Origin of the sequence: Actinocorallia sp. B10E7, assembly GCF_039871655.1 — a bacterium.
GTDB lineage: Bacteria > Actinomycetota > Actinomycetes > Streptosporangiales > Streptosporangiaceae > Actinocorallia.
Genome location: NZ_JBDPLZ010000001.1, coordinates 228,470 through 246,984 on the forward strand (window position 1 = coordinate 228,470; position 18,515 = coordinate 246,984).

An 18,515-nucleotide genomic window follows, 5' to 3' on the forward strand; every position below is an offset into this window, starting at 1 on the left:
AGGCCGTAGCGGACGGCCGGGCAGGGTGGCCCAGCGGCCGGGCGATGGTGCGACCGATCCACCGATACCGCCGCGTGGCCCCGAACCGCGTCGCCGTACAAGCGGACGCGTGCCCATCCGGTGCGCGTCACCGGAGCCTGTTCGCTCCATGTCGGCTCCAACGGCTGATCACCGACCGTCAGCACCCGGCCCGCGAACCTGGCAAACGACGCCCAAGGCTATACAGAACAACACAACTGGTCACCGGCTAACATCCATGGATCATGCGTCGAGCGGGCTCTTAATCAGCGGGTCCGGGGTTCGAGTCCCTGGCGGCGCACCACCCGTCCATCAGCGCGTTCACGATTCCGATCATGGGCGCGCTGGTTTCGTTTATGGGATAGTTCGTCCCCCGTGTTAGCTCCATGCCGGCTCGACCGCCGCCCGTCCGGCACAAACGATCACCCGGACGGCGGCCGGACTGCTCTCAGCAGGCCCTTTCCGCCGCCGAGTCGAGATGGCCGCTGATCCTTCAGCACGGTCTTGGCCTGTGGTCTCGTGCGAAAGGCGGCTGGGGGCGGCAGACCCGCCTCCATCTCCAGCGGTTCGAACTGCTCGGTCACCCACCTGGGAAACAGCGGTCCACCGATCTCGGCGGTGAGCACCAGCCCTGACTCCACCCACGCTTCTCCGACCTTGGGCCGCTCGGCGAACTGCGAAGACGCCGCGGTCGCGGGTCTACCACCAACGGCCGGGGTCTGGGCTCCCGCCCGTCGTGACGGCGCGGACGAGGCGCGGGAGGCCGCGGGAGGCGGTGGCGGCCGCCTGGTCGAGGAGCGTCCGCGGTTCGGCTTCTGCGGGGACGCCGGAGCGGCGGAGCACCCTGGCGAGGGCGACGCGGGAGTGCGCCGCCCAGACGGCGAGCCCCGTTGTGTCCTCCAGCGCGACGGCGGACCTCAGGGCGGCCTCGGCCCCCGCGAGGTCTCCCCGGCTCTCGGCGAGCAGACCGAGCAGGCGGTCGACCGCCCCACGGCACAGCACGCCGGTCCCGGCGAGGGCGATCCGGCCCGAGTGCGGCGTGAGGACCCGCTCGACCTCGGCGACCTGGGCCGGGGAGCCCACCACCGCGCAGACCTCCGCGCGCACCGCCCACGAGTGCACCATCCCCCAGGCGGGCAGCGGGGGGCCGACGAACGCGCGGTCCAGGGCCGAACGCGCGCCGTCCTCGTCGCCCGCGCGCAGCAGTCCGAGCGCGGCGCCCTCGATCATCCCCGGCATTCCGGCGTCGGCGACCGCGGTGAGGGCGGGCACGAACTCTGGGAGCCGGTCCTGCTCGTCGCGCAGCGCGAAGAGCTGACTGGCGACCGACTCGTCCGCCCCCCACATGCCGGTCCTCCGGTGCAGCGCCGCCGCCTCGGCCGTCGCCGCTTCGGCCGCCGCCAGGTCCCCCTCGACGAACCTCTCCATCGCGGCGAACCAGCCCTGCTGGGCGAGCAGGGCCGGCAGGCCGAGCCGCTCGGCGAGCCTGCCGCTGCGCTCCACCTCGGCGCGGCTCTCCCGCCGGCGTCCGGCCTCCAGCAGAGAGACCCCCGCGAACCAGCAGCCCAGCGCCTCGGCGGCCGGGCCCGCGGGCAGCGCGGCGAGTTCGCGCGCCTCCGCGATCCTCGTCTCGACGGTGTCGGCGGCCCAGGTCGTGACGAGGTGGGCGCCGAGGATCCGGGCGAGCAGACCGACGTCCCCCGCGGCGCGGACACGAGCGACGGCCCGTCCGGAGACGGTCCGGGTGGCGGCGACGTCGCCGGTCTTGGCCGTCTCGGCGGCCAGGCACGCCAGCAGGAGGCTGCCGAGCCCGTCGTCGAGCGCGTCGAGGTTCCGCGCGCTGGCCTCCAGCCGGTGCAGCACGACGGGATCGGGGAAGGGGCCCGGCCAGACCGGGGCGACGGCCGCGCCGTAGGCGACGAGGGCCTCGGCGACGCCCTTCTCGTCGCGCAGTTCCTCGGCGATGCCGACCGCCGCGAGCATCGCCTCCCGCGCGCCCGCGACATCCGAGGCGTCACGGCGGGCGGCGGCGAGCGCGACGAGCAGCTCGTGCCGACGCGCGTGATCCAGTTCCCGGTCCGTCTCCGCCAGCCGCAGCGCCCGCTCCCGCCAGCGCGCGGCCTCGTACGGGGCGTTGTGCCGGGTCGCCTCGGCGGCCGCGTCCTCCGCGGCCTTGACGGCCCGGCCCGCCAGCCTCGGCATCCGTGCGGCGGCGCCGTCCAGATGGGCGGCGAGCGCGGCGGCGGGCCCGCCGTCCTCGGCCAGCGTGTCGGCGGCCTTCAGGTGCAGGGCCGCCCTCCGGCCCGGCCTCATGTCGGCGAGGATCGCGTCCCGCACCAGCGCGTGCCCGAAACGGACCTGCCCGATCGCCTCCGGGTCCTCCTCCAGGACGCGGTGGATGACGGCGACGTCCACCAGGTCCAGTGCCCGCTCGGGGTCCAGCCCGCACACCCGTCCCAGGAGGTCCACATCGACCCGCTGCCCGAGCACGGCGGCCGCGGCGAGTATCGTGCTCACCTCGCCGGTCAGGGCGGCGACCCGGACGCGGACCACGTCGCGGACGCCGTCGGGGACCTCTGCGAGCACGGCCTCGGGCGCTCGGCCGTCCCGCGAGGCGTCGGCGAGCAGGCGGGTCATCTCGCGGAGGAACAGCGGGTTGCCTCCGGTTCGCTCGTGCAGGACCGCGGCGTGGTCGTCGGACAGCGCACGGCCGGTGACCGCCCGCACGTAGCGGAGTGTCTCCGGGAGTTCGAAGCGGCCGAGGCCCAGCCGCACGGCCCCGGCGCGGGTGAGCGCGGCCAAGGCCGCGGCGAACGGGCTGTCGGCGTCGGGAGGCGTGTCGCGCACCGCCGCCAGCACACAGCAGGGCAGGTCCGCGATCTCACCGGCGAGCGCCGCCAAGACCTGGAGCGACGGGCTGTCGAGCCATTGCAGGTCGTCGAAGACCAAGGCGACGGGCTCGGGCGCGGCTGCCAACGCGGCCCTGACGGCTTGGACGACGCTCCAACGGGCCGCGTCGGAATCGGTTCCGGACACCTCCGGCAGCGCGACGCCGAGACCCTCCAGGAGGACGCGCCACCCGTGCCACGGCGGCGTCCCCTCCGGGTCTCCCGCCACCGTGATCGGCCGCGGTCGGGCCGGTCCGTCCGTGTCATGCCCGGCCGTGTCGTGCCCGCCTCGGGCGAATTCGCGCAGCAGACGGCTCTTGCCGATGCCGGGTTCGCCGGAGACGACCACGAGCTTGCCGCGTCCGGCGAGCGCGGCGGTTCCGGCCGCCGCGAGTTCCGCGAGGGCGTCGTCCCTGCCGACGAGGACGTCGGCGGGCTCGGCCGCCGTCTCTCCCTGCGGTGTCGACCGAGCCGGCCCGGTGACGGGCGGCGGGTCCAGGCGGGGAGCCTGACGCAGGACGTCGGTCTCCAGCGAACGCAGCGCCGGGCCGGGATCGACGCCCAGCTCGTCGGCCAGGCGGCGCCGCACCTCGCGGAGCGCGCTCAGCGCCTCGTCCTGGTGGCCGGACCGGTACAGCGCGACGACGAGCAGTTCCCAGATCCGCTCGCGCAACGGATGCTCCCTGGCCAGGCGGCGCAGGGCGGGCGCGGCCGTCCGGTGGCGGCCGAGGGCCAACTCCGCGGCCCACAGGTCCTCGGCCGCCAGCATCCGCAGCTCGAGGAGCCGTTCCGACTCCAGTCCCAGCCCCGAGACCGGCACGTCGGCGTACGGCTCACCGCGCCACAGGTCCAGGGCCTCGGTGAGCGAGCCGCGCGCCTCCGCGTTCGCGCCCGCCACGAGCAGGTCGTGCCCCCGCGAAGCCGCCCGCTCGAACCGGATCCGGTCCAGCCGCTCATCCACGCGCAGCGCGTATCCGGGAGGCGCGGTGACCAGGACGGTGGCGGGGGCTCCCGGCCGGCGGGCGGGCTCCAGGGCGCGGCGCAGGTTGGACACGTACACCTGGAGGGATCCGAGCGGGCGCGGGGGCGGACTGCCCTCCCAGACCTCCTCGATGAGCCGGTCCACCGAGACCGGGCTCGGCGCCGCGGCGGCGAGCAGGGCCAGGACGGTCCGCTGCTTCGGGCTGCCCACGTCGACCACCGCGCCGTCCCGCCACACCTCGACGGGACCCAGTACCCGCAAGTCCACGCCCCGTGCCTCCTCCGACGGCGACGCCACCGGCCCGCGAGTCTAGTGAGGCGCGGGCCGGCGGCGGAACCCGCCGGGACAGGACGGTCATGGACGCTTCCGGCCACCCCCGTGTCTCGGCCGTCAGGAACGCCCACCCGTGAGGACCTCCGCGACCGCCCGCTCCGGCCGCCGGACCGCTGCCAGCGAGAGGAGCAGCAGGGACAGCCCGGCCACCACGGTCCCCGGGATGATCCAAAGGCCTTCCTTCACCGGGATGCCGGGGCCGCCGATCATGACGACGGCCGTGAGGATGAGACCGGCCCCCGCCAGACGCGCCGATCCCCGCGCCCCGCTCCGCGCCAGTCCGCCGCCCAGGACCAGCATCGACAGGATCCACACGAATCCCGCCACCGCGTTGACCGCGCCGCCCGCCCCCTTCTCCAGGCCGGCCGCCGTGTCCCCCGGAAGCGGCGCGACGAACGCCTCGAACCACGCGCCCGGCCCGAGCGCGGCGAAGGCGAGCGCGAAAAGCGTCCCGCCCACCGCGATGATCCGCGAGGGCTTGACGACCCCTCCGACGGCCAGGAGCAGCGGCAGCCCGGCCGCGATGAGCAGTCCGCCGAGCGCGAAGATCATGTGCGCGGCCTCCCAGGTGGGCGCCGCGTGCGCCGCGGCGTTGTGCTCCAGCGGGTGCAGGACGTTCCCGATCGCGAACAGGACTCCCCCGCCGCCCACCAGCCCAGCACCCAACCCCCGGGCCGCCGGGACCCCGAAAGTGCTCATTCTCGTTCCCTTCGCCACCGCCGGACGGCTTCTCCGCCCGGTCGGCTCCCACTGTGCGCCGCAGCGCTTGGCGAACGCTTAAAGAGCGCATCGCCAAGCCGGTCCGGGCCTGTCACGGCACCGCTGCCAGGACCGGCGCGCGGCATCACAGCACTCGTCGTCCTGATTCGGCTTCGGGGCCCGTTACAGGCCCAGGGCTGCCACAACCAGGGCGGTGACGGTGTTCCGGTGGTCGGGGGTGTCCTCCCAGCGGAGGGCGCGGCCGGTTTCGACCACCACGCCGAGGCCCGCGTGGACCAGGACTCGTGCCTGGCGGGGGTCCAGATCGGGGCGGGCCAGGCGGAGTTGCTGTTCCCAGACGGCGATGTGGTCGCGCTGGGCGAGGGCGAGCGGCCGGCGGACGTCCGGTGGCAGGCCGGGTATCTCGGCACTGGCGACGCTGGTCATCTCGGTGTACTCGAAGCTGTAGGCCACATAGGTCGCCGCCAGCGCGTGCAACGACTCGTGGGGGTCTGCCACATCGTGCAGGTTCTGCTCGACGGCCTGGCCCAGGATTCCGGCGGCCTGCAGGCAGGCCGCGGCCAAGATGTCGACCTTGCTGGAATAGTGCCGGTAGAGCGCGGAAGGGGCCAGTCCGACCTCCTTCGCGATCTGCCCGCTCGTGACATCGGCGAACCCGTCCTGGGCGAACAGAGGAATGGCCGCCGCGAGGATCTCCGCCCGTCGCGTGCGCGGCACGGGCCGGGCGGGCAGGTCGACCGAACGCACGCGCCCGCCCGGAACCGCGTCGGCCGCCGCCACCCGGAGCGCGGCCGAAAGGAGCACCTCTTCGAGGCGGCGCTGCGCGATGGAGGTGTGGTGCGTCGTGACGGACCCGATCGCGCCGAGCGCCGCGGCGGTGCGCAGCCTCTCCAGAGGCAACGGGTGCTCGCGGCGCACCGCCACCGTCACCTTCTCGACGACCTGCGCGAACTTGGCCCTGACCCGCCGGCGGTCTTCGCCTTCCAGATACCGGGATATCCACCGGTACAAGCCGCCCGACGCCCGGCGCTCCACCGTCACCCGGACGACCGCGCCGAGCACCTCCGCCAGCGAAGCCTCGGGTGGCACCTCGTCGAGCGTCCCGGCGAGCCTCGTCACCATCGAGTTCGCGCACTCCGCGAACAGCGCGTACTTGTTCGGAAAGTGCCGGTACAGGGCGGCCGCGGTGATGCCCACTCTGCCGGCGATCTCCTCCATGGAGGCCGCGTGGTAACCCCGCTCGCTGAACACAGGGCCGGCGGCTTCGATGATCAGCTGTTTGCGGTTGCGCGGGCGGGTCGCCACGCCCGTCGTCGGCGTCACGGCGGCACTCGCTGAGACCTGCAGACGAACATGGCCATACCGCAGTCAATCACACGGTGATGGCCATGCGCACAACGTCGATCACCATGCGTGGATAAGCCCCTGGTACGGAAGCGGCCCGCCGCCGAGTGGGACACGACCCGCCTTCCGGACGTGGTGCGAGGTGCCCGGCCCGGGCGGGATCGTCCCGACGCAGGCCTTGTGAAGTACCCCGATTCGGTCGGCCGCATGCCATCACTCCACCAGAAAAATCGTCCAAAACAGACCCTTGCCGCCCTTGATCCGCCTAGTTATGTTAATTGAGATTCACCCCACATTCCCCTCCTCCAGCCGTTCGATCCGCCCCCACCCCCCGGGTTACAGACGTGCTGTGCTGCCGTCTGGGCTCTACGCGGAAGTAGGTAAGTAAATGGAGAATCTCAGCAGAAGGCGTGCCATCTCGCTCGGCGCCGCCCTGGGGCTCACGAGCCTGGCGCTCGAAACACCCACGCTGTGGTCGTGGTCGTCCTTGGGATCGATCGCCAAGGCCGACACGGTCACCGACCCGTTCCAGGTGTGGGACCCCACGGCGGACCAGGTGGCGGCCCGGTTGCTCGCCGACGGCTCGATCCCGGCGGTCAACACCGCCTGGAACTCGTGGCGCTTCAACAAGGACCCGCTGCCGTCCGGAATGCCGGACTACCTGGTCTCGTACCTCCAGCAGGTCAACAAGCTCCCCTCGTGGGCCGACCCCGCCAAGCTCGCCCGGGCCCAGGCGCTCTACAAGCGCCTGAGCGGCTACCTGTTCGTCTCCGAGAGCCTCGGCAGCGGGTTCCTGAGCACCGTGATCCCGCGGGAGGCCCGCTCGGTCTACTGGTCCGCGGGCGGCGCCGACATGCAGGACCGCGCGGCCAAGACCTTCACCTTCGGGTACGACCTGCACCACGAGGACGCCTTCGACCCGGATGGCGCCTTCATCACCTCCGCCAACAAGACGCGCCTGGTGCACGCCATGGTGCGCAACCTGCTCCCGCTCTCGCCCCAGTTCCAGGCGACCGCCGATCAGCCGTCGCCGATCAGCAACGGCGACATCCTGGTCACCTTCCACTCGGTGGGCACCGTCGCGTGGAAGAACCTGAGGAAGTGGGGCGTCCGGTACTGGTCCGCCGACCAGGCCGCGGACCTGCACGCCTGGCAGGTCGCCCTCTCCCTGCTCGGCGTCCAGGACCAGTTCATCCCGCAGACCTGGTACGACGCCGAGGAGCAGGCGCAGCAGATGCTGTGGCCCAGGATCGCCGCCACGGTCGAGGGCAACGCCCTGGCCGAGATGCTGCTCGACGCCGTGGCGGGGCTCGGCACGGAATTGAGCACGGGCTTCGTCAGCGAGATGGTCCGCTACCTCATCGGCGACACCTACTGGAGCTGGCTCGAGCTGCCGAGGGACCTCATCGCACGCGCCATGATCAAGGTCGACTGGCCGCTCTACGTCGCCTTCCGCGAGGGCCTGTCGCTCATCGCCCCCGGCAGCCTCAACCTGTTCGACGGATTCGTACGCGGCATCTCCATGCTGTACCTCAACAACGGCACGTCGACGACGCACACTCCCATCACCCTCCCCTCGGCGAACCGCCCCGGCGCCTGAGCCGCCGACCCCCACCCGCGCCCCGCGGCTCGAACCTCCGAGCCGCGGGGCGCGGGTGGGTTCGTCCCCGCGTCAGCTCCGTGTCGGTTCGACCGCCGCCCGTCCGACACGATCACCCGGCCGATGATCAGCCTTCCGGGCCGGGGAAGAAACCATTCGGCGTACCGTGCGCGCATCTGGGCACCGGCAACCGGACCCGCGGTGCCGGCCGACGAGGTTCGTCGTGATCCCGTGAAGCCAGGCGCGGGCACTTCCCTTGGCGGGATCGTAGGAGCCGCGTTTGCGGTAAGCGGTCAGGAAGGCCTCAGCCACCACGTCCTCGGTGGCGTCCGCGCCGAGCCTGCGGGCCGCATAGCCGTGGATCTCCGCGTCCTCGGGGCGGAGCCCGTTCTCACGACCTCGGTCGCGACCGGCCGGGCCTCCTTCGGCTCCAGGAGCAGCCAGGCGCGCAGCGCTTCGGCCCGAGTCCCCTCGTCGAGGCCCGGGTCGTTCCACAACGAGCGCACCACCGGGAGGACGTCCGGCGCGGGCCCGCAGGAGGCTGCGCGTACGGCATGGCGGCGCACGTACCCGTCCTGCGACGTCCGGGCGTCATCTCACAGGCCGTAGGCGCCCTCGTCGAAGCAGACAGGGCAGTCGTGCTCGCCCTTCAGCGCCAGGGTGCGGAGCCATTCCCAGGTGTCCTCGCCGAGCGCGGCGCGGGCCTGCTCGAGGTCGTCCGCGATGGTCTTGATCGTCATGGGGACGGATCATGGCAGGCGGGGCGGACATTTCATGCGCGGCTGACGGGCTGAGCCGAGCGGAGCGGAAACAGCGGGTGCGGGCAAGGAGAAGCGCAGACTAATCGGGCCCGGAACCAGGGGTTCCGGGCCTTTGTCGGCGGGGCCGGAGACGGCCCCGGCCGGTCAGTTCGGGTAGCTCGGGCTGCTCGGGGTGCTCGAGTTGCTCGGGTAGTTCGGGTTGTTCATCTCGGGGATCGAGATGCTGATCGGGAACTTCGCTCCGGACAGGACGAGCAGCACGCCCAGACGGAGGATCTCGTCGAAGAGCCAGTAGAACTTCTGCACCGGGCCCGGCGCCTTCTCCAGGGAGAGCAGGCCCTCGCGCACGGCGATGAACGGCTCCCACGCGGTCTCCAGGATGCCGGTCCAGAACGGCGTCTCGCGGATCTTCAGCCAGCCGGCGACCTCATCGCCCAGGGTGTAGCGCGTCAGCGCCGACAGCACAGGAGCGCTCACGTGGCCGCCGTCGATGAAGTCGGCCAGGTTCAGCAGGATGTCGGCCAGCTTGACGCCCTCGGGGGTGGGCCCCAGGATCGGGGTGAGGACCTGCGCGGCCTGGGAGTTCGCCTCTGCCCACGAGGCGGGGATGTACTCGTCCTTGATGCCGAGCATGTGCGCGGTGACCTGCCAGGAGTGCAGGAACCCCTCGGACTCCGCCGGGTCGATGGGCACCTTCCACCCGTTCAGCTGCTGCATCACCGTCGTGGGCAGACTGTGCCAGGTGACCATCATGTCCGCCTGGCTGATCGGGATCGGCTCGTCGGCGACCTTGTCCCAGTACGGGGACTTGGGCAGCAGGTGCCGCACGCCCGCGTGCGCCAGGCGCGTCTTGACGCACGTCACGATCATCTCGCCGTCGGGCTTGAAGGCGTTCGCCGAGCCGACGTCGTAGCCCAGCTTCGCGGTCTTGGTGATGCGGTCGCGCATGTCCGCGCCGCCCTTGGAGTAGTAGACCGCCCGTGCCTCCCTGGGGATGACGGTGCTCAGCATCCCGCTGACGAACCCGTAGGTGACGCCCAGGTACAGGCCGCGCTTCTCGTTGAAGTTCACCGCCGCGGCCAGCTTGCCCTCGTCCGTCCATGACGGCAGTTGGCGGGCCTTCTCCATGAAGGCCTTCAGGTCCGCGGGCAGCCCGTCCGGCAGCGGCTGTCCGTTCTTGGTCCACTTCTTCAGAAGTTCGTTGACCTTGGACGTCTCGCCCCTGTCGATCACAGCGGCGACCACCTGGTCCGCCTCCGGGTCCCACACGGTCTTCGGGTCGAGGCCGTCGCCCTCGCCGACGACCGAGCCCTTCGGGGACCACGACCACGCCGGTGTCGCCGCGCTCAGCGCGCCCAGCGCGCCCAGCGCGCCACCCGCCAGCAACACGTTGCGCCTGCTGGGGTTGTTCATGTCCGCTCCTCAACCGAGACGATGATGCAATGAAACAAGATCCGTATCTGCGTATCTTGCATGGTGCGTCCAATAAGAGCACAACGTGTCTCCCATCACAAGACCCGTTCCACGAGAACCGTTGTCGACGGGAGGCGGAACGAAGCGGTCGGAGGAGAACGCGCAGTTCACAGCACCCTTCCTCGCCCCTCGCCGCCGCCCACCGACTCTTCCCTGCTCCCGTCGAGGACCCGGCGGCCACGGCCGGGCCCGACTCGGACACCGGGAGGACATTGATATCCCTCCCCATAAAGAACCATGGTTTTCCGCCGGAAAGAGATACAGGAGACCATGTGAGCCGTTCGAAGAACGGCCGTGGCCTTTCTCGGCGCACTCGCTGCTCTCGGCATGCTCGCCGTCGTTCCGGACTCCTCGACGGGAGCCGTCGGACAACACATATGACATTCCAGATATATGGTGTGAAATCCGGGACGAGCTGCAGTAAAGCTTCAGCGATCAGACCAACGTCCAGGCCTACTTCGACCGGTCAGACCCCTGCGGCACAACCACTACATCGACGCGGACTGGGACCATTTCGTACATGCACGCCCTACTCGATTCCCGGTTCCCGCGTCATGGTGAGGTCAACGAACTGAACGCCCATTACCGATGACGAGGCAACACGTGAATCCCACGAGCATGAACAGGGCGATCGCCGCCGCAGCGGTGTCCCTTCTACGCGGCCTTCTTCCACCGGCTCCACCTCATGGCCGGCCGGCGCCCCGAGTCGGAGGGCCTGGCCGAGGGCGTCCGGGAGTCGACGCTCGTCCTCGCCGCCCGCGTCAGGGAGACCCGCGTCCTGGGAAACCGGCGGCGACACCCATGGCTTCATCGGCGTCGCCCTCGAACCCGCCGAGATACTCCACGGCTCGAAGGTCGAGGGTCGAGGGCCTCAACGAGATCACCGTCGAGTTCGACGACCCCGACCCCGCCGACACTCCCGCCCTCCTGGCCGACCTCCGCGCCTGCCTCCCCGAGGGCCAGGGAGCCGACAAGCTCTCCGCTCTGACCAAAGCCATCAAAACCCAGAAATAACACCCCACGCCGGACTGGTCCACATCTGGCGGTGAGACCGCAGCTCCCGCAAAAACGGAGGCCACTCATATCTTCTCAGGACCGGGATCAGCGTTCTCCGAACGCCTGGCGGAACCAGGCGAGCTGATCACGGGAAGCCGTGCCATCGGCCATGAGGGTCCTCTCGAAAATGCCGCGAGCCAGGGAAAGCGTCTCCTCAAGAACACGGTCCGCGTCAGCGGCGAGCTGGCGCAGGACCATGGTGAGATACATGTCTCGGCTTGAGGTCTCTTCCGAAGGCCGACTGAGCTGGATGACCGAAAGGCAACTTCGATAGGCGTCAGACAGTTCCTCACACGTGCTGGGTTGGCCTGAGATCAGCCAGAGCCGAATCAGAGCATGAGCTGCCGAGTCCTGACCGAACTCGGTCGTCGCCTCGTCATGATCACCGTCTTCAGCACGCCACAGGAGATTGCGTTTGAAGGGTTCGAGGGCATGCCAGGCGATGTCCTCACTGGTATCGCAGGTGAAGTAGCTCTCACGTCGGAGGCTTTGGGCCGCGATCAGCCGCCAACCGCCGCTTCTCAATCCGTCGCCAGGCGGAATCCTGTGGATCCAGAACGGGTCATGGTCTGGCTCATGCCAAGGGCCCAGGCTAACGGATATATCACGATCGTCGCCTGTCCAGAGTCGATCCAGCCGAAGCCAGCGGGTGAGGGCGGACCAGCTTGCGATCTCGAGTTGCGAACGCCACAACAGGGCGTACCGGCGCCATTCCCGTGCAGGATAAGGGGCGTTGGGGAAAAGGATTCCACCGGCGATCGGACCATCACCCAGCCCAACTGCCAGCAGCAGAAGATTCGCCGACCATGCAGCGTGGCGCTCAGTAACACTGAGTGTGGATGGTTGGTAGGCGGCGATATCTCGACCCGGTTCCAACGCAGTGTTGAACCAGCCGAGGAGCAGATCGCGGAGTATCTCTGGCCGTTCCAACTCGGCGCTCAGAGACAGAACGAACTCGACAACTTGATCACGTGACGTCAGGGGGGCGAAGGACAGGAGTGCTCGCAGGAAGCTCTCATCGGCGGTCTGCCGGGTACGTGCGGTGGCAACGGCTTGGAGCTCACCGAGGTCCGCCAGTTCCCTGGCGATGAGTCTGGCAACGAGGAACTCACCGAACGTCGCATGAAGGAACTCACAGGTTGTCAGCCGTGTGTCGGCCAGCAAAGCCTGCGACTGGTGGACGAAAAAGAACCTTCCGATGATCATCTGGCCCGGGGTAGAGGGCACGGCGAATCGGTCCGTTCTCGGTGCGGGTCCGGCAGGCAACAACGCGGTGATATCAGCGGTGAGCTCCTCCTCGGTAGCCCACTGGCGACCCCGGTTGAACATCGCGAACGCGGCTACCGACAAGCGGAGCAGTTCATCCTCGACTGCGGCCTTCAGCTCTCCTCCCTGAAGACCAGGAGCTGATTTGCGTATCTCCCGCTCAGCGAAATCCGTCAGGATCCGCTCGTACAGCTCCGTGGAAGCGAGCATTTCAGCGGACCGCTGGAATGCATTGTCGGTCGCATCGTAAAGGGCGAGCAGGAGTAGCAGCAGCGGCTGCGAGGCCAGTTCCGGATGTTGAGAAATGGACTCAACGGACAAGGTCTCCAACCCGCGACGAGCAAGGCTGCCGGCGTTGGCCGCATTCCAAGCCTCCAGCCAGCGCGCGATCTGTGATTCACTGAACGGTTCGAGCCGGACGGCGACCGCGCCTGCGGGAGGGATGCGGGCCCGGTCCGCTACAGCCGTGCGGCTGGTGATCAGGACCGCGACCGGGCGTCCATGGTCAGCCTCTCGTTCCTGGAAACGAGCGACTTGTTCGAGATAGTCGGTCTGCCCAATGCCGGTTGCCTGAAGGAGCTCGTCGAAACCGTCCAGAAGGATCACGGGGAGAGCGTCCCCGGCGCTACGGGCCAGCGCGGGCCATGACAAGGCCTCACCCGTCGCGTCCCGCACCGCATACTCGATCTGGGACTGCAGGTCCGTGTCGGCGGGGACCTCTCGCAGGACCACCCGAACGACGAGGAAGTCACTCGGGGGTAGGCGCGCCGCCAGCACCTTGGTGAGCACGGACTTACCCGATCCCGGTTGTCCCAGCACTATCAACGGGCTGGCCGTAGCGTGCGGCGAGGTCAGATGGCCGAGCAGGAACTCCTGCAGGTCGTCACGGACGGGATGGCGTTCCCACCACCCTTCCTCATCAAGCCGGTCGGCCCGGATCACCGGGGCCACGCGGAAGCTGGGATTGACGTAGGCGCTGACCAGCGAGGGCAGGGTCAATCCTTCAGGGATCTCTCCAGCGGCCACGACGGGCCGTTCCAACTGGCGCAAGTACCGCCGGGCCAGAGCCGCTCGCCGCTCGTCCGGCGGCTGACCGATCGCCAACTGTTCCAGTACCCGCCCCAGCCCGGCCAGTCCGGTGCGCAGTTCATCGATGCCGGTATGGGTCGCCGCGTGGTCAAGCCGGTTGGACCAGAACGCCACCTCGGGAAACTCCACGGCGAGCGCCCGGAACAACTCCTCATACCGTGCCACCGCGGTGTCGGGAACCACGCTGCCCATGACATCCGCGACCTCTGCACGTTCGCCCTCAGAAAGGCTCTCCCAGAGCGGATGCCCTGTGAAGTAGCCGACAAGGTCTTCACCCAGCGAGGTGTAGAAAAGCCGCAGTTCAGTGGTCATGGTGTCTCTGCCATCACGCGGCATGGGCCGGGGCAGGTCACTGTCATTAAGGATCCGCGCAAGCGCAGGCAGACGGGCAGAATCAAGCTCCCGCCCGGTCGCGAGTCTGACGGACTCCGACCGTCCCAGCCGCAGTTTTCCTGAATCGAACGGCAGCGGCGCGTCACGCACCGCCTCGAAATAGGCCGTGATCACCAGGACACTCTGCGCCGCGGATAGGCGGGACGTCCGGTCGAACCGGCTGAGACCACGCATCCGATCGCTGAGCCCTGTGACGAGTTCGCGGCTGAGCCTGGCCAGCTCGCTCCGTGCGTCGAACAGACTCAGCACGAACTCGCCGCCGACTCCGGTGGCCGCAAGCAACAGCCCGCCGGTCAGCCGATCCAGCGCAGCGACGACCCTGCTCTCCCCGCCCAGGAGCTTGACCGCATCGGCATATGAGAGCTTCCTGGACATGAACACTCCGAGGAGTTCGGGGGCACGGCCTGTTCCTCCCAGTATCACGAGAACCAGCGCGTTCCGACCTGTCTTCTCAGCCAAACCCGGGGCGCTTCACAGAGATCTCATGCACTCACGACCATGACCGTCATGAGTGTCGCCGGCAGCCTTGCCCGCTTCGGCCTGCGGCCTGAAGACGTGCTGCTGATCTGGGACGCGAAGACATCGAGTTTCGATGCCGGCTGCTCGATCGACGTCCAGCTCCTTTGCGGAGCCGGTCTGCCCGAGACCAAGGCGTTCCTGCAGCATCTGTCTCCCGGCCCGAAGGCGGACGGCGCACTGGAATGGCTGCTGGAGTGCGAAGCCGCAGGTGATTTCGAAAACTTCTCGGTGGAACGCTGGTCCGCCCGGTACGGCTGGCTTCTGAGGAGCAAGAGGGCCCGCCGCGGCGGCTACCGCGGTTTCCGCGTCGACCGGTCCCTGCGGCTGCTGCGGGTGGCGGCCGGTGCGGCGTGGCCGAGGCGCAGGACCAGGGCCACGGCCTCGGTGGCGGGGACGGACAGCAGTTTCAAGAAGCGTTCCCGCAGTGCCGCCGCCTCGCTTTCGAAACCCGGGGTGGCTTCAGCGATCTCGTCGTGGGTGTTCGCGTACAGGAAGACCGGTGACATCGGCTGGACCGCCAGGCCGTGGCGGTCGGCCTCGATCCAGACGCGCTGTACGGCGGCGCCTGCCTTCGCGTAGTCGGTCAGGGTGGGTTCGGGGCCGTTGAAGCCGAAGCAGACCGCCAGCAGGGCGGAGGAGGAGCGGACGCGGTCCAGGGAGTATTCGCCCAGCGCGACGCCGCCGCCGAAGGCGCGGATCCGGGCCATCACGTCGGGGCGCCGGGCGATGGCGAGCTTGACGAGCTCGTCCGGGGCCAGCTCCATGGTGCGCAGGTCGAGTCCGCTGTCCAGGTCGTCTTCAGGCCCGCGCAGTTCCGCGAACATCTCGGCGTGCAGGGCGGGGGTCAGATAGCGGATCCGGTCGGAGGCGGCCAGCAGGGTGGCCGCGGCTTCCAGGGCCTGCGGTTCGGTGATCGCGCGGACCGCGCCGCCGGCCGGGTGCGCCGCTCGGGCCAGGGCTTCCAGGATCTCGGGGTCGAGCGCGGCCCCGGTGCCCGGGTGCCGGTTCGTGTGGCGGGTCGTCACGCCGGGGAGGTCGCGGGCCAGGTCGTGGTCCGCTCCAGTGCCCCAGCGCAGGGTGGCGGCCAGCGTGGCCGGGGCCTCGATGATCTCGGCGTCGCCGAGGACGCCGTACGCGGCCGCAGCGACCCGCGCGTTGTACAGCGCCGCGCCGACGGCGACGGCACTGCCGCGGTAACCGATGTCCATGCCGGTGCCGGCTTTCGGGTCCAGCTCGATCCGGATCCCGTTCTCGGCGTCCGACGTGATGGTCCAGGGCTGGACGTTTCCCCCGGACGGCGCCAGGCCCGCACAGACGGCGACGGCTTCGGTGACCGGCAAGGCGGACAGGCCGGCCACGGACGGAGGTTCGGGCGCGGCGACACCGCTCCAGTCCGGCTCCGCCGCGGCGACCGGAGGGGCCAGCTCGTCCAGGCACCGCTGGACGTCGACGCGCGTCCGGCCCGAGGGCAGCGGGAGGCTCAGGCCGATGCGCCGCACCGCGGCGGCGACGGTGGCGCCGCCGAGCTGGACGTCGCCGCCGAGCTGCGGCCAGCTCGAAAGCGTCTGGTCGATCTCGACCAGGCTCGCGGCGAAGTCCGTCGACAGGCCTTGCGCGTCGAGGATCCGGATGACGTACGGCGCCTTGTCCCGCGTCGACAGCCCGCGCAGGTCCGCCCGGCTCGCGCCGTTCAGCATGCCGTGGAACGGCGGGCGGTCCGGCTCCAGGTCGTAGCGTTCGACGTCCAGCAGGCCCCGGTCGCTGGTCTCCATCAGCAGCGGGACCCGGTACCGCTGCGCGGCCTCGCGGACGGCCAGTTTGACGTCGAGCGAGTCGCATTCCTCCACGACGATCGACAGGCCGTCGAAGAACTCGTCGATCACCTCGTCCGTGATGCCCATCGGGTAGACGGTCACCGGCAGATAGGGGTCGAGTTCGGCGATCCGCCGCGCGGCGATCACTGCCTTGTTGAGGCCGATGTCGAGCAAGGAGGCCGGAATGCGGTTGAGGTTCGCCAGTTCCAGGGTGTCGAAGTCGGCCAGCCGCAGCTCGGCGCAGACGCCTTCCAGCGCGAGCGTGTGGGCGATGGCGTGGCCGACGCTCTGGCCGACGACCCCCACGGCCAGGGACCCGAGCCGGTCCTGCTCCTCGCGGGTCAGCTTGTTGCGGTTGCGGTCGAGCCGGACCAGGCGCATGGTGCGCGGACCCGGTACCGCCACGACGCGGTGCCGCCACGGGTAGTAGACCCACCTGTCGTGCTCCGGGCCCTCGCCGGTATCGGGGAGGTCGAGAAGACCCGCCAGCTCGGCCCGGATCGGGTCTCGCAGGTCCAGGACCGCGATGTCCGCCCGCGAGCGCAGACCGTCGAGCACCGCGGCGTCACCGGCCTGGGCCGGGTCGAGTATCAGGGGCCGGTATCCCTGCTCATCTGCTGTTCCGGCGGTCATCTCCGGCTGCCTCGTCTCGTCGTCTCACTCATGCTCCGCGGTGCGGATCGGATCAGCTGGGCGCGCTCGTCATCGATCAGCGCCGCCTGCGCGGGGACGGCCCCCCTGCGGTAGGAATGCGCGTCCCACCACAGCGGGACGGTCGTGTAACGCCGGTCCGGGTAGGGCACGGGCGCCACCTCCGCCGCCACGCCGGCTCCCACGCCGACGTACCGCGCGACCGCGTGAGCCGAAGCGGTCATGAGGCTGTAGCGGACGTCGTGCAGCCATGCCGCGTGTGCCACGCACCGGGCCACGGCCGCGCCGAGCCCGGGCAGCCGCGTCTGCCGGTCCACCCACACCGCTTTGACCTCGACGATCCCGTCCGCGAGCCGTTCGGCGAGCGTGTCGCGGAAGCTCTGCTCGCCGGGACGTGCCGCCCATGCGCGCAGTGCGTGCACCTCGTCGAGGCCGTGATACGGCCAGAGGATCCGCACGCCCGCCATCGCTTCGCCGTCCGGGTCCAGCCCCACGATGAAGCAGGACGTCGTGCCGCCGTCGCGGATCGCCTGGTACTCCAAGGCGGACTCCACCCCGAAGCGCCGGTAGGCCGCCAAGGCCCCGCGAAGGAATCGGTCCCACAGCTCAGGCCGGGTCCGGGGATCGCCGACCTGGAACACACAGCCGGACGCCGCGTCCCGAAACGCCGCCTCTATCCCGACGTCACAGCACGTATCCATGACGACTCCTCCACGAGGATGGGGATTCCCCGAAGAAACCAGTCATCTCCATGGACCGGCTTCCACCCAGCAAGACAATCTTATCTATATAAGACGGGCGGGTTTGCGCACGATGTCCAAGACGGACTTCAGAGCAGGGCGCGCATGCGGTTCACCTCGGCCTGCTGGGTGGCCACGACGTCCTTGGCCAACTGGAGGGTGTCGGTGTCGGTGCCGGTGGCCAGGACGGTGTTCGCCATGGTCAGGGCGCCCTCGTGGTGCCTGATCATGAGGGTGAGGTAGAGGTGGTCGAAGGCGGTGGAGCGGGACGACTCCAGGGTCTCCAGTTCCTCAGGGGTGATCATCCCCGGCATGGAGTGGTGGTCGTGGCCGGTGGCGGGGAGCTTCTTGTTGCGGCGGAGCCAGTCGCGCATCAGGGTGATCTCGCCGGCTTGGGCGGCGCGGATGCGGGAGGCCAGGGACTTCACTCGGGTATCGGAGGCGCGGGTGGGGGCCAGATCGGACATCACGACCGCCTGACCGTGGTGGACGATCATCATGCGCATGAAGGTGACGTCGGCCTCGGCGGGGGCGGGCGGGGCGGTCGGGCCGGCGGTGACCGTCGCGTTCGGCTCGCCGGGACGGCCCGGGGCCAGCATGGTCGCGGTGGGGCCCTCGACCGGGGCGTCGCCTCCGCTGCAACCGCTCAGCAGCGAGGCCGTCAGCGCCGCGACGGCGAGGGCGCGGAGACCGTGTTCAGAGACGCTCATATGAAGCACTCCTCTTCGTCCTTCGACGACGTGAAAGGTACAGTCCGCCGACCCTCCAAACGACATTCCGTGTCGTACCAACATCATTACAAGCTTGTAAGGCATCTCTTTAAAGAGAAAAACCGGGTGATACTCGCGGCGATCGATCAGTGTCCGCC

General features: G+C 69.8%; 12 protein-coding genes. 2 read left to right on the forward strand and 10 right to left on the reverse strand.

Going from position 1 to position 18,515, the window contains the following annotated elements; translation table 11 throughout:
- Nucleotides 1-717: 717 nt before the first annotated feature.
- The 3 genes from ABGB12_RS01075 to ABGB12_RS01085 form a co-directional block, all read right to left on the reverse strand.
- On the reverse strand, nt 718-4,155 hold the full coding sequence (locus ABGB12_RS01075) for a BTAD domain-containing putative transcriptional regulator (protein ID WP_347673722.1): 3,438 nt from the start codon (nt 4,153-4,155) through the stop codon (nt 718-720).
- A 123-nt stretch (nt 4,156-4,278) separates the two neighbouring features.
- A complete protein-coding gene (locus tag ABGB12_RS01080; RefSeq protein WP_347673723.1) occupies nt 4,279-4,920 on the reverse strand; it encodes a hypothetical protein in 642 nt (213 codons plus the stop codon).
- Between the two features lie 183 nt (nt 4,921-5,103).
- Nucleotides 5,104-6,264 (reverse strand): TetR/AcrR family transcriptional regulator, encoded by a 1,161-nt coding sequence (locus ABGB12_RS01085; protein ID WP_347673725.1) that lies wholly within the window; start codon nt 6,262-6,264, stop codon nt 5,104-5,106.
- A gap of 409 nt (nt 6,265-6,673) precedes the next feature.
- On the opposite strand from ABGB12_RS01085, the gene ABGB12_RS01090 reads away from it, so the two are divergent.
- Nucleotides 6,674-7,885, forward strand: coding sequence for an oxygenase MpaB family protein (locus ABGB12_RS01090; RefSeq protein WP_347673727.1), 1,212 nt, complete (start codon nt 6,674-6,676; stop codon nt 7,883-7,885).
- Nucleotides 7,886-7,957: 72 nt separating this feature from the next.
- On the opposite strand, the gene ABGB12_RS01095 is transcribed toward ABGB12_RS01090, so the two are convergent.
- The 3 genes from ABGB12_RS01095 to ABGB12_RS01105 form a co-directional block, all read right to left on the reverse strand.
- Nucleotides 7,958-8,380 (reverse strand): sigma factor, encoded by a 423-nt coding sequence (locus tag ABGB12_RS01095; RefSeq protein ID WP_347673728.1) that lies wholly within the window; start codon nt 8,378-8,380, stop codon nt 7,958-7,960.
- Between the two features lie 101 nt (nt 8,381-8,481).
- A complete protein-coding gene (locus tag ABGB12_RS01100; protein WP_347673730.1) occupies nt 8,482-8,625 on the reverse strand; it encodes a hypothetical protein in 144 nt (47 codons plus the stop codon).
- A gap of 165 nt (nt 8,626-8,790) precedes the next feature.
- Entirely contained in the window at nt 8,791-10,059 is a 1,269-nt protein-coding gene (locus ABGB12_RS01105) for an oxygenase MpaB family protein (RefSeq protein WP_347673731.1), read from the reverse strand.
- Between the two features lie 861 nt (nt 10,060-10,920).
- Between ABGB12_RS01105 and ABGB12_RS01110 the strand changes: the two genes are divergently transcribed.
- Nucleotides 10,921-11,133, forward strand: a complete 213-nt coding sequence (locus tag ABGB12_RS01110; RefSeq protein ID WP_347673733.1) for a hypothetical protein — start codon at nt 10,921-10,923, stop codon at nt 11,131-11,133.
- 87 nt (nt 11,134-11,220) lie between these two features.
- On the opposite strand, the gene ABGB12_RS01115 is transcribed toward ABGB12_RS01110, so the two are convergent.
- From ABGB12_RS01115 to ABGB12_RS01130, 4 genes are all read right to left on the reverse strand, one after another.
- Nucleotides 11,221-14,298: a hypothetical protein gene (locus ABGB12_RS01115; protein WP_347673736.1), complete on the reverse strand. Its 3,078-nt coding sequence runs from the start codon at nt 14,296-14,298 to the stop codon at nt 11,221-11,223.
- A gap of 434 nt (nt 14,299-14,732) precedes the next feature.
- Nucleotides 14,733-16,889, reverse strand: coding sequence for an Rv1355c family protein (locus ABGB12_RS01120; RefSeq protein WP_347673738.1), 2,157 nt, complete (start codon nt 16,887-16,889; stop codon nt 14,733-14,735).
- Entirely contained in the window at nt 16,886-17,608 is a 723-nt protein-coding gene (locus tag ABGB12_RS01125; protein ID WP_347673740.1) for a hypothetical protein, read from the reverse strand. Before ABGB12_RS01125 ends, ABGB12_RS01120 begins: the two co-directional genes overlap by 4 nt.
- Before the next feature lie 128 nt (nt 17,609-17,736).
- Complete coding sequence (locus ABGB12_RS01130) at nt 17,737-18,357, reverse strand: DUF305 domain-containing protein (protein WP_347673742.1); 621 nt, start codon at nt 18,355-18,357, stop codon at nt 17,737-17,739.
- Nucleotides 18,358-18,515: the final 158 nt, after the last annotated feature.

Excerpts from the sequence above, each read along its gene's own strand:
- ABGB12_RS01080 (WP_347673723.1), bottom strand. The coding sequence starts at position 4,920 with ATGAGCACTTTCGGGGTCCCGGCGGCCCGGGGGTTGGGTGCTGGGCTG.
- ABGB12_RS01090 (WP_347673727.1), top strand. The coding sequence starts at position 6,674 with ATGGAGAATCTCAGCAGAAGGCGTGCCATCTCGCTCGGCGCCGCCCTG.
- ABGB12_RS01100 (WP_347673730.1), bottom strand. The coding sequence starts at position 8,625 with ATGACGATCAAGACCATCGCGGACGACCTCGAGCAGGCCCGCGCCGCG.
- ABGB12_RS01105 (WP_347673731.1), bottom strand. The coding sequence starts at position 10,059 with ATGAACAACCCCAGCAGGCGCAACGTGTTGCTGGCGGGTGGCGCGCTG.
- ABGB12_RS01110 (WP_347673733.1), top strand. The coding sequence starts at position 10,921 with ATGGCTTCATCGGCGTCGCCCTCGAACCCGCCGAGATACTCCACGGCT.
- ABGB12_RS01115 (WP_347673736.1), bottom strand. The coding sequence starts at position 14,298 with ATGTCCAGGAAGCTCTCATATGCCGATGCGGTCAAGCTCCTGGGCGGG.
- ABGB12_RS01120 (WP_347673738.1), bottom strand. The coding sequence starts at position 16,889 with ATGACCGCCGGAACAGCAGATGAGCAGGGATACCGGCCCCTGATACTC.
- ABGB12_RS01125 (WP_347673740.1), bottom strand. The coding sequence starts at position 17,608 with ATGGATACGTGCTGTGACGTCGGGATAGAGGCGGCGTTTCGGGACGCG.
- ABGB12_RS01130 (WP_347673742.1), bottom strand. The coding sequence starts at position 18,357 with ATGAGCGTCTCTGAACACGGTCTCCGCGCCCTCGCCGTCGCGGCGCTG.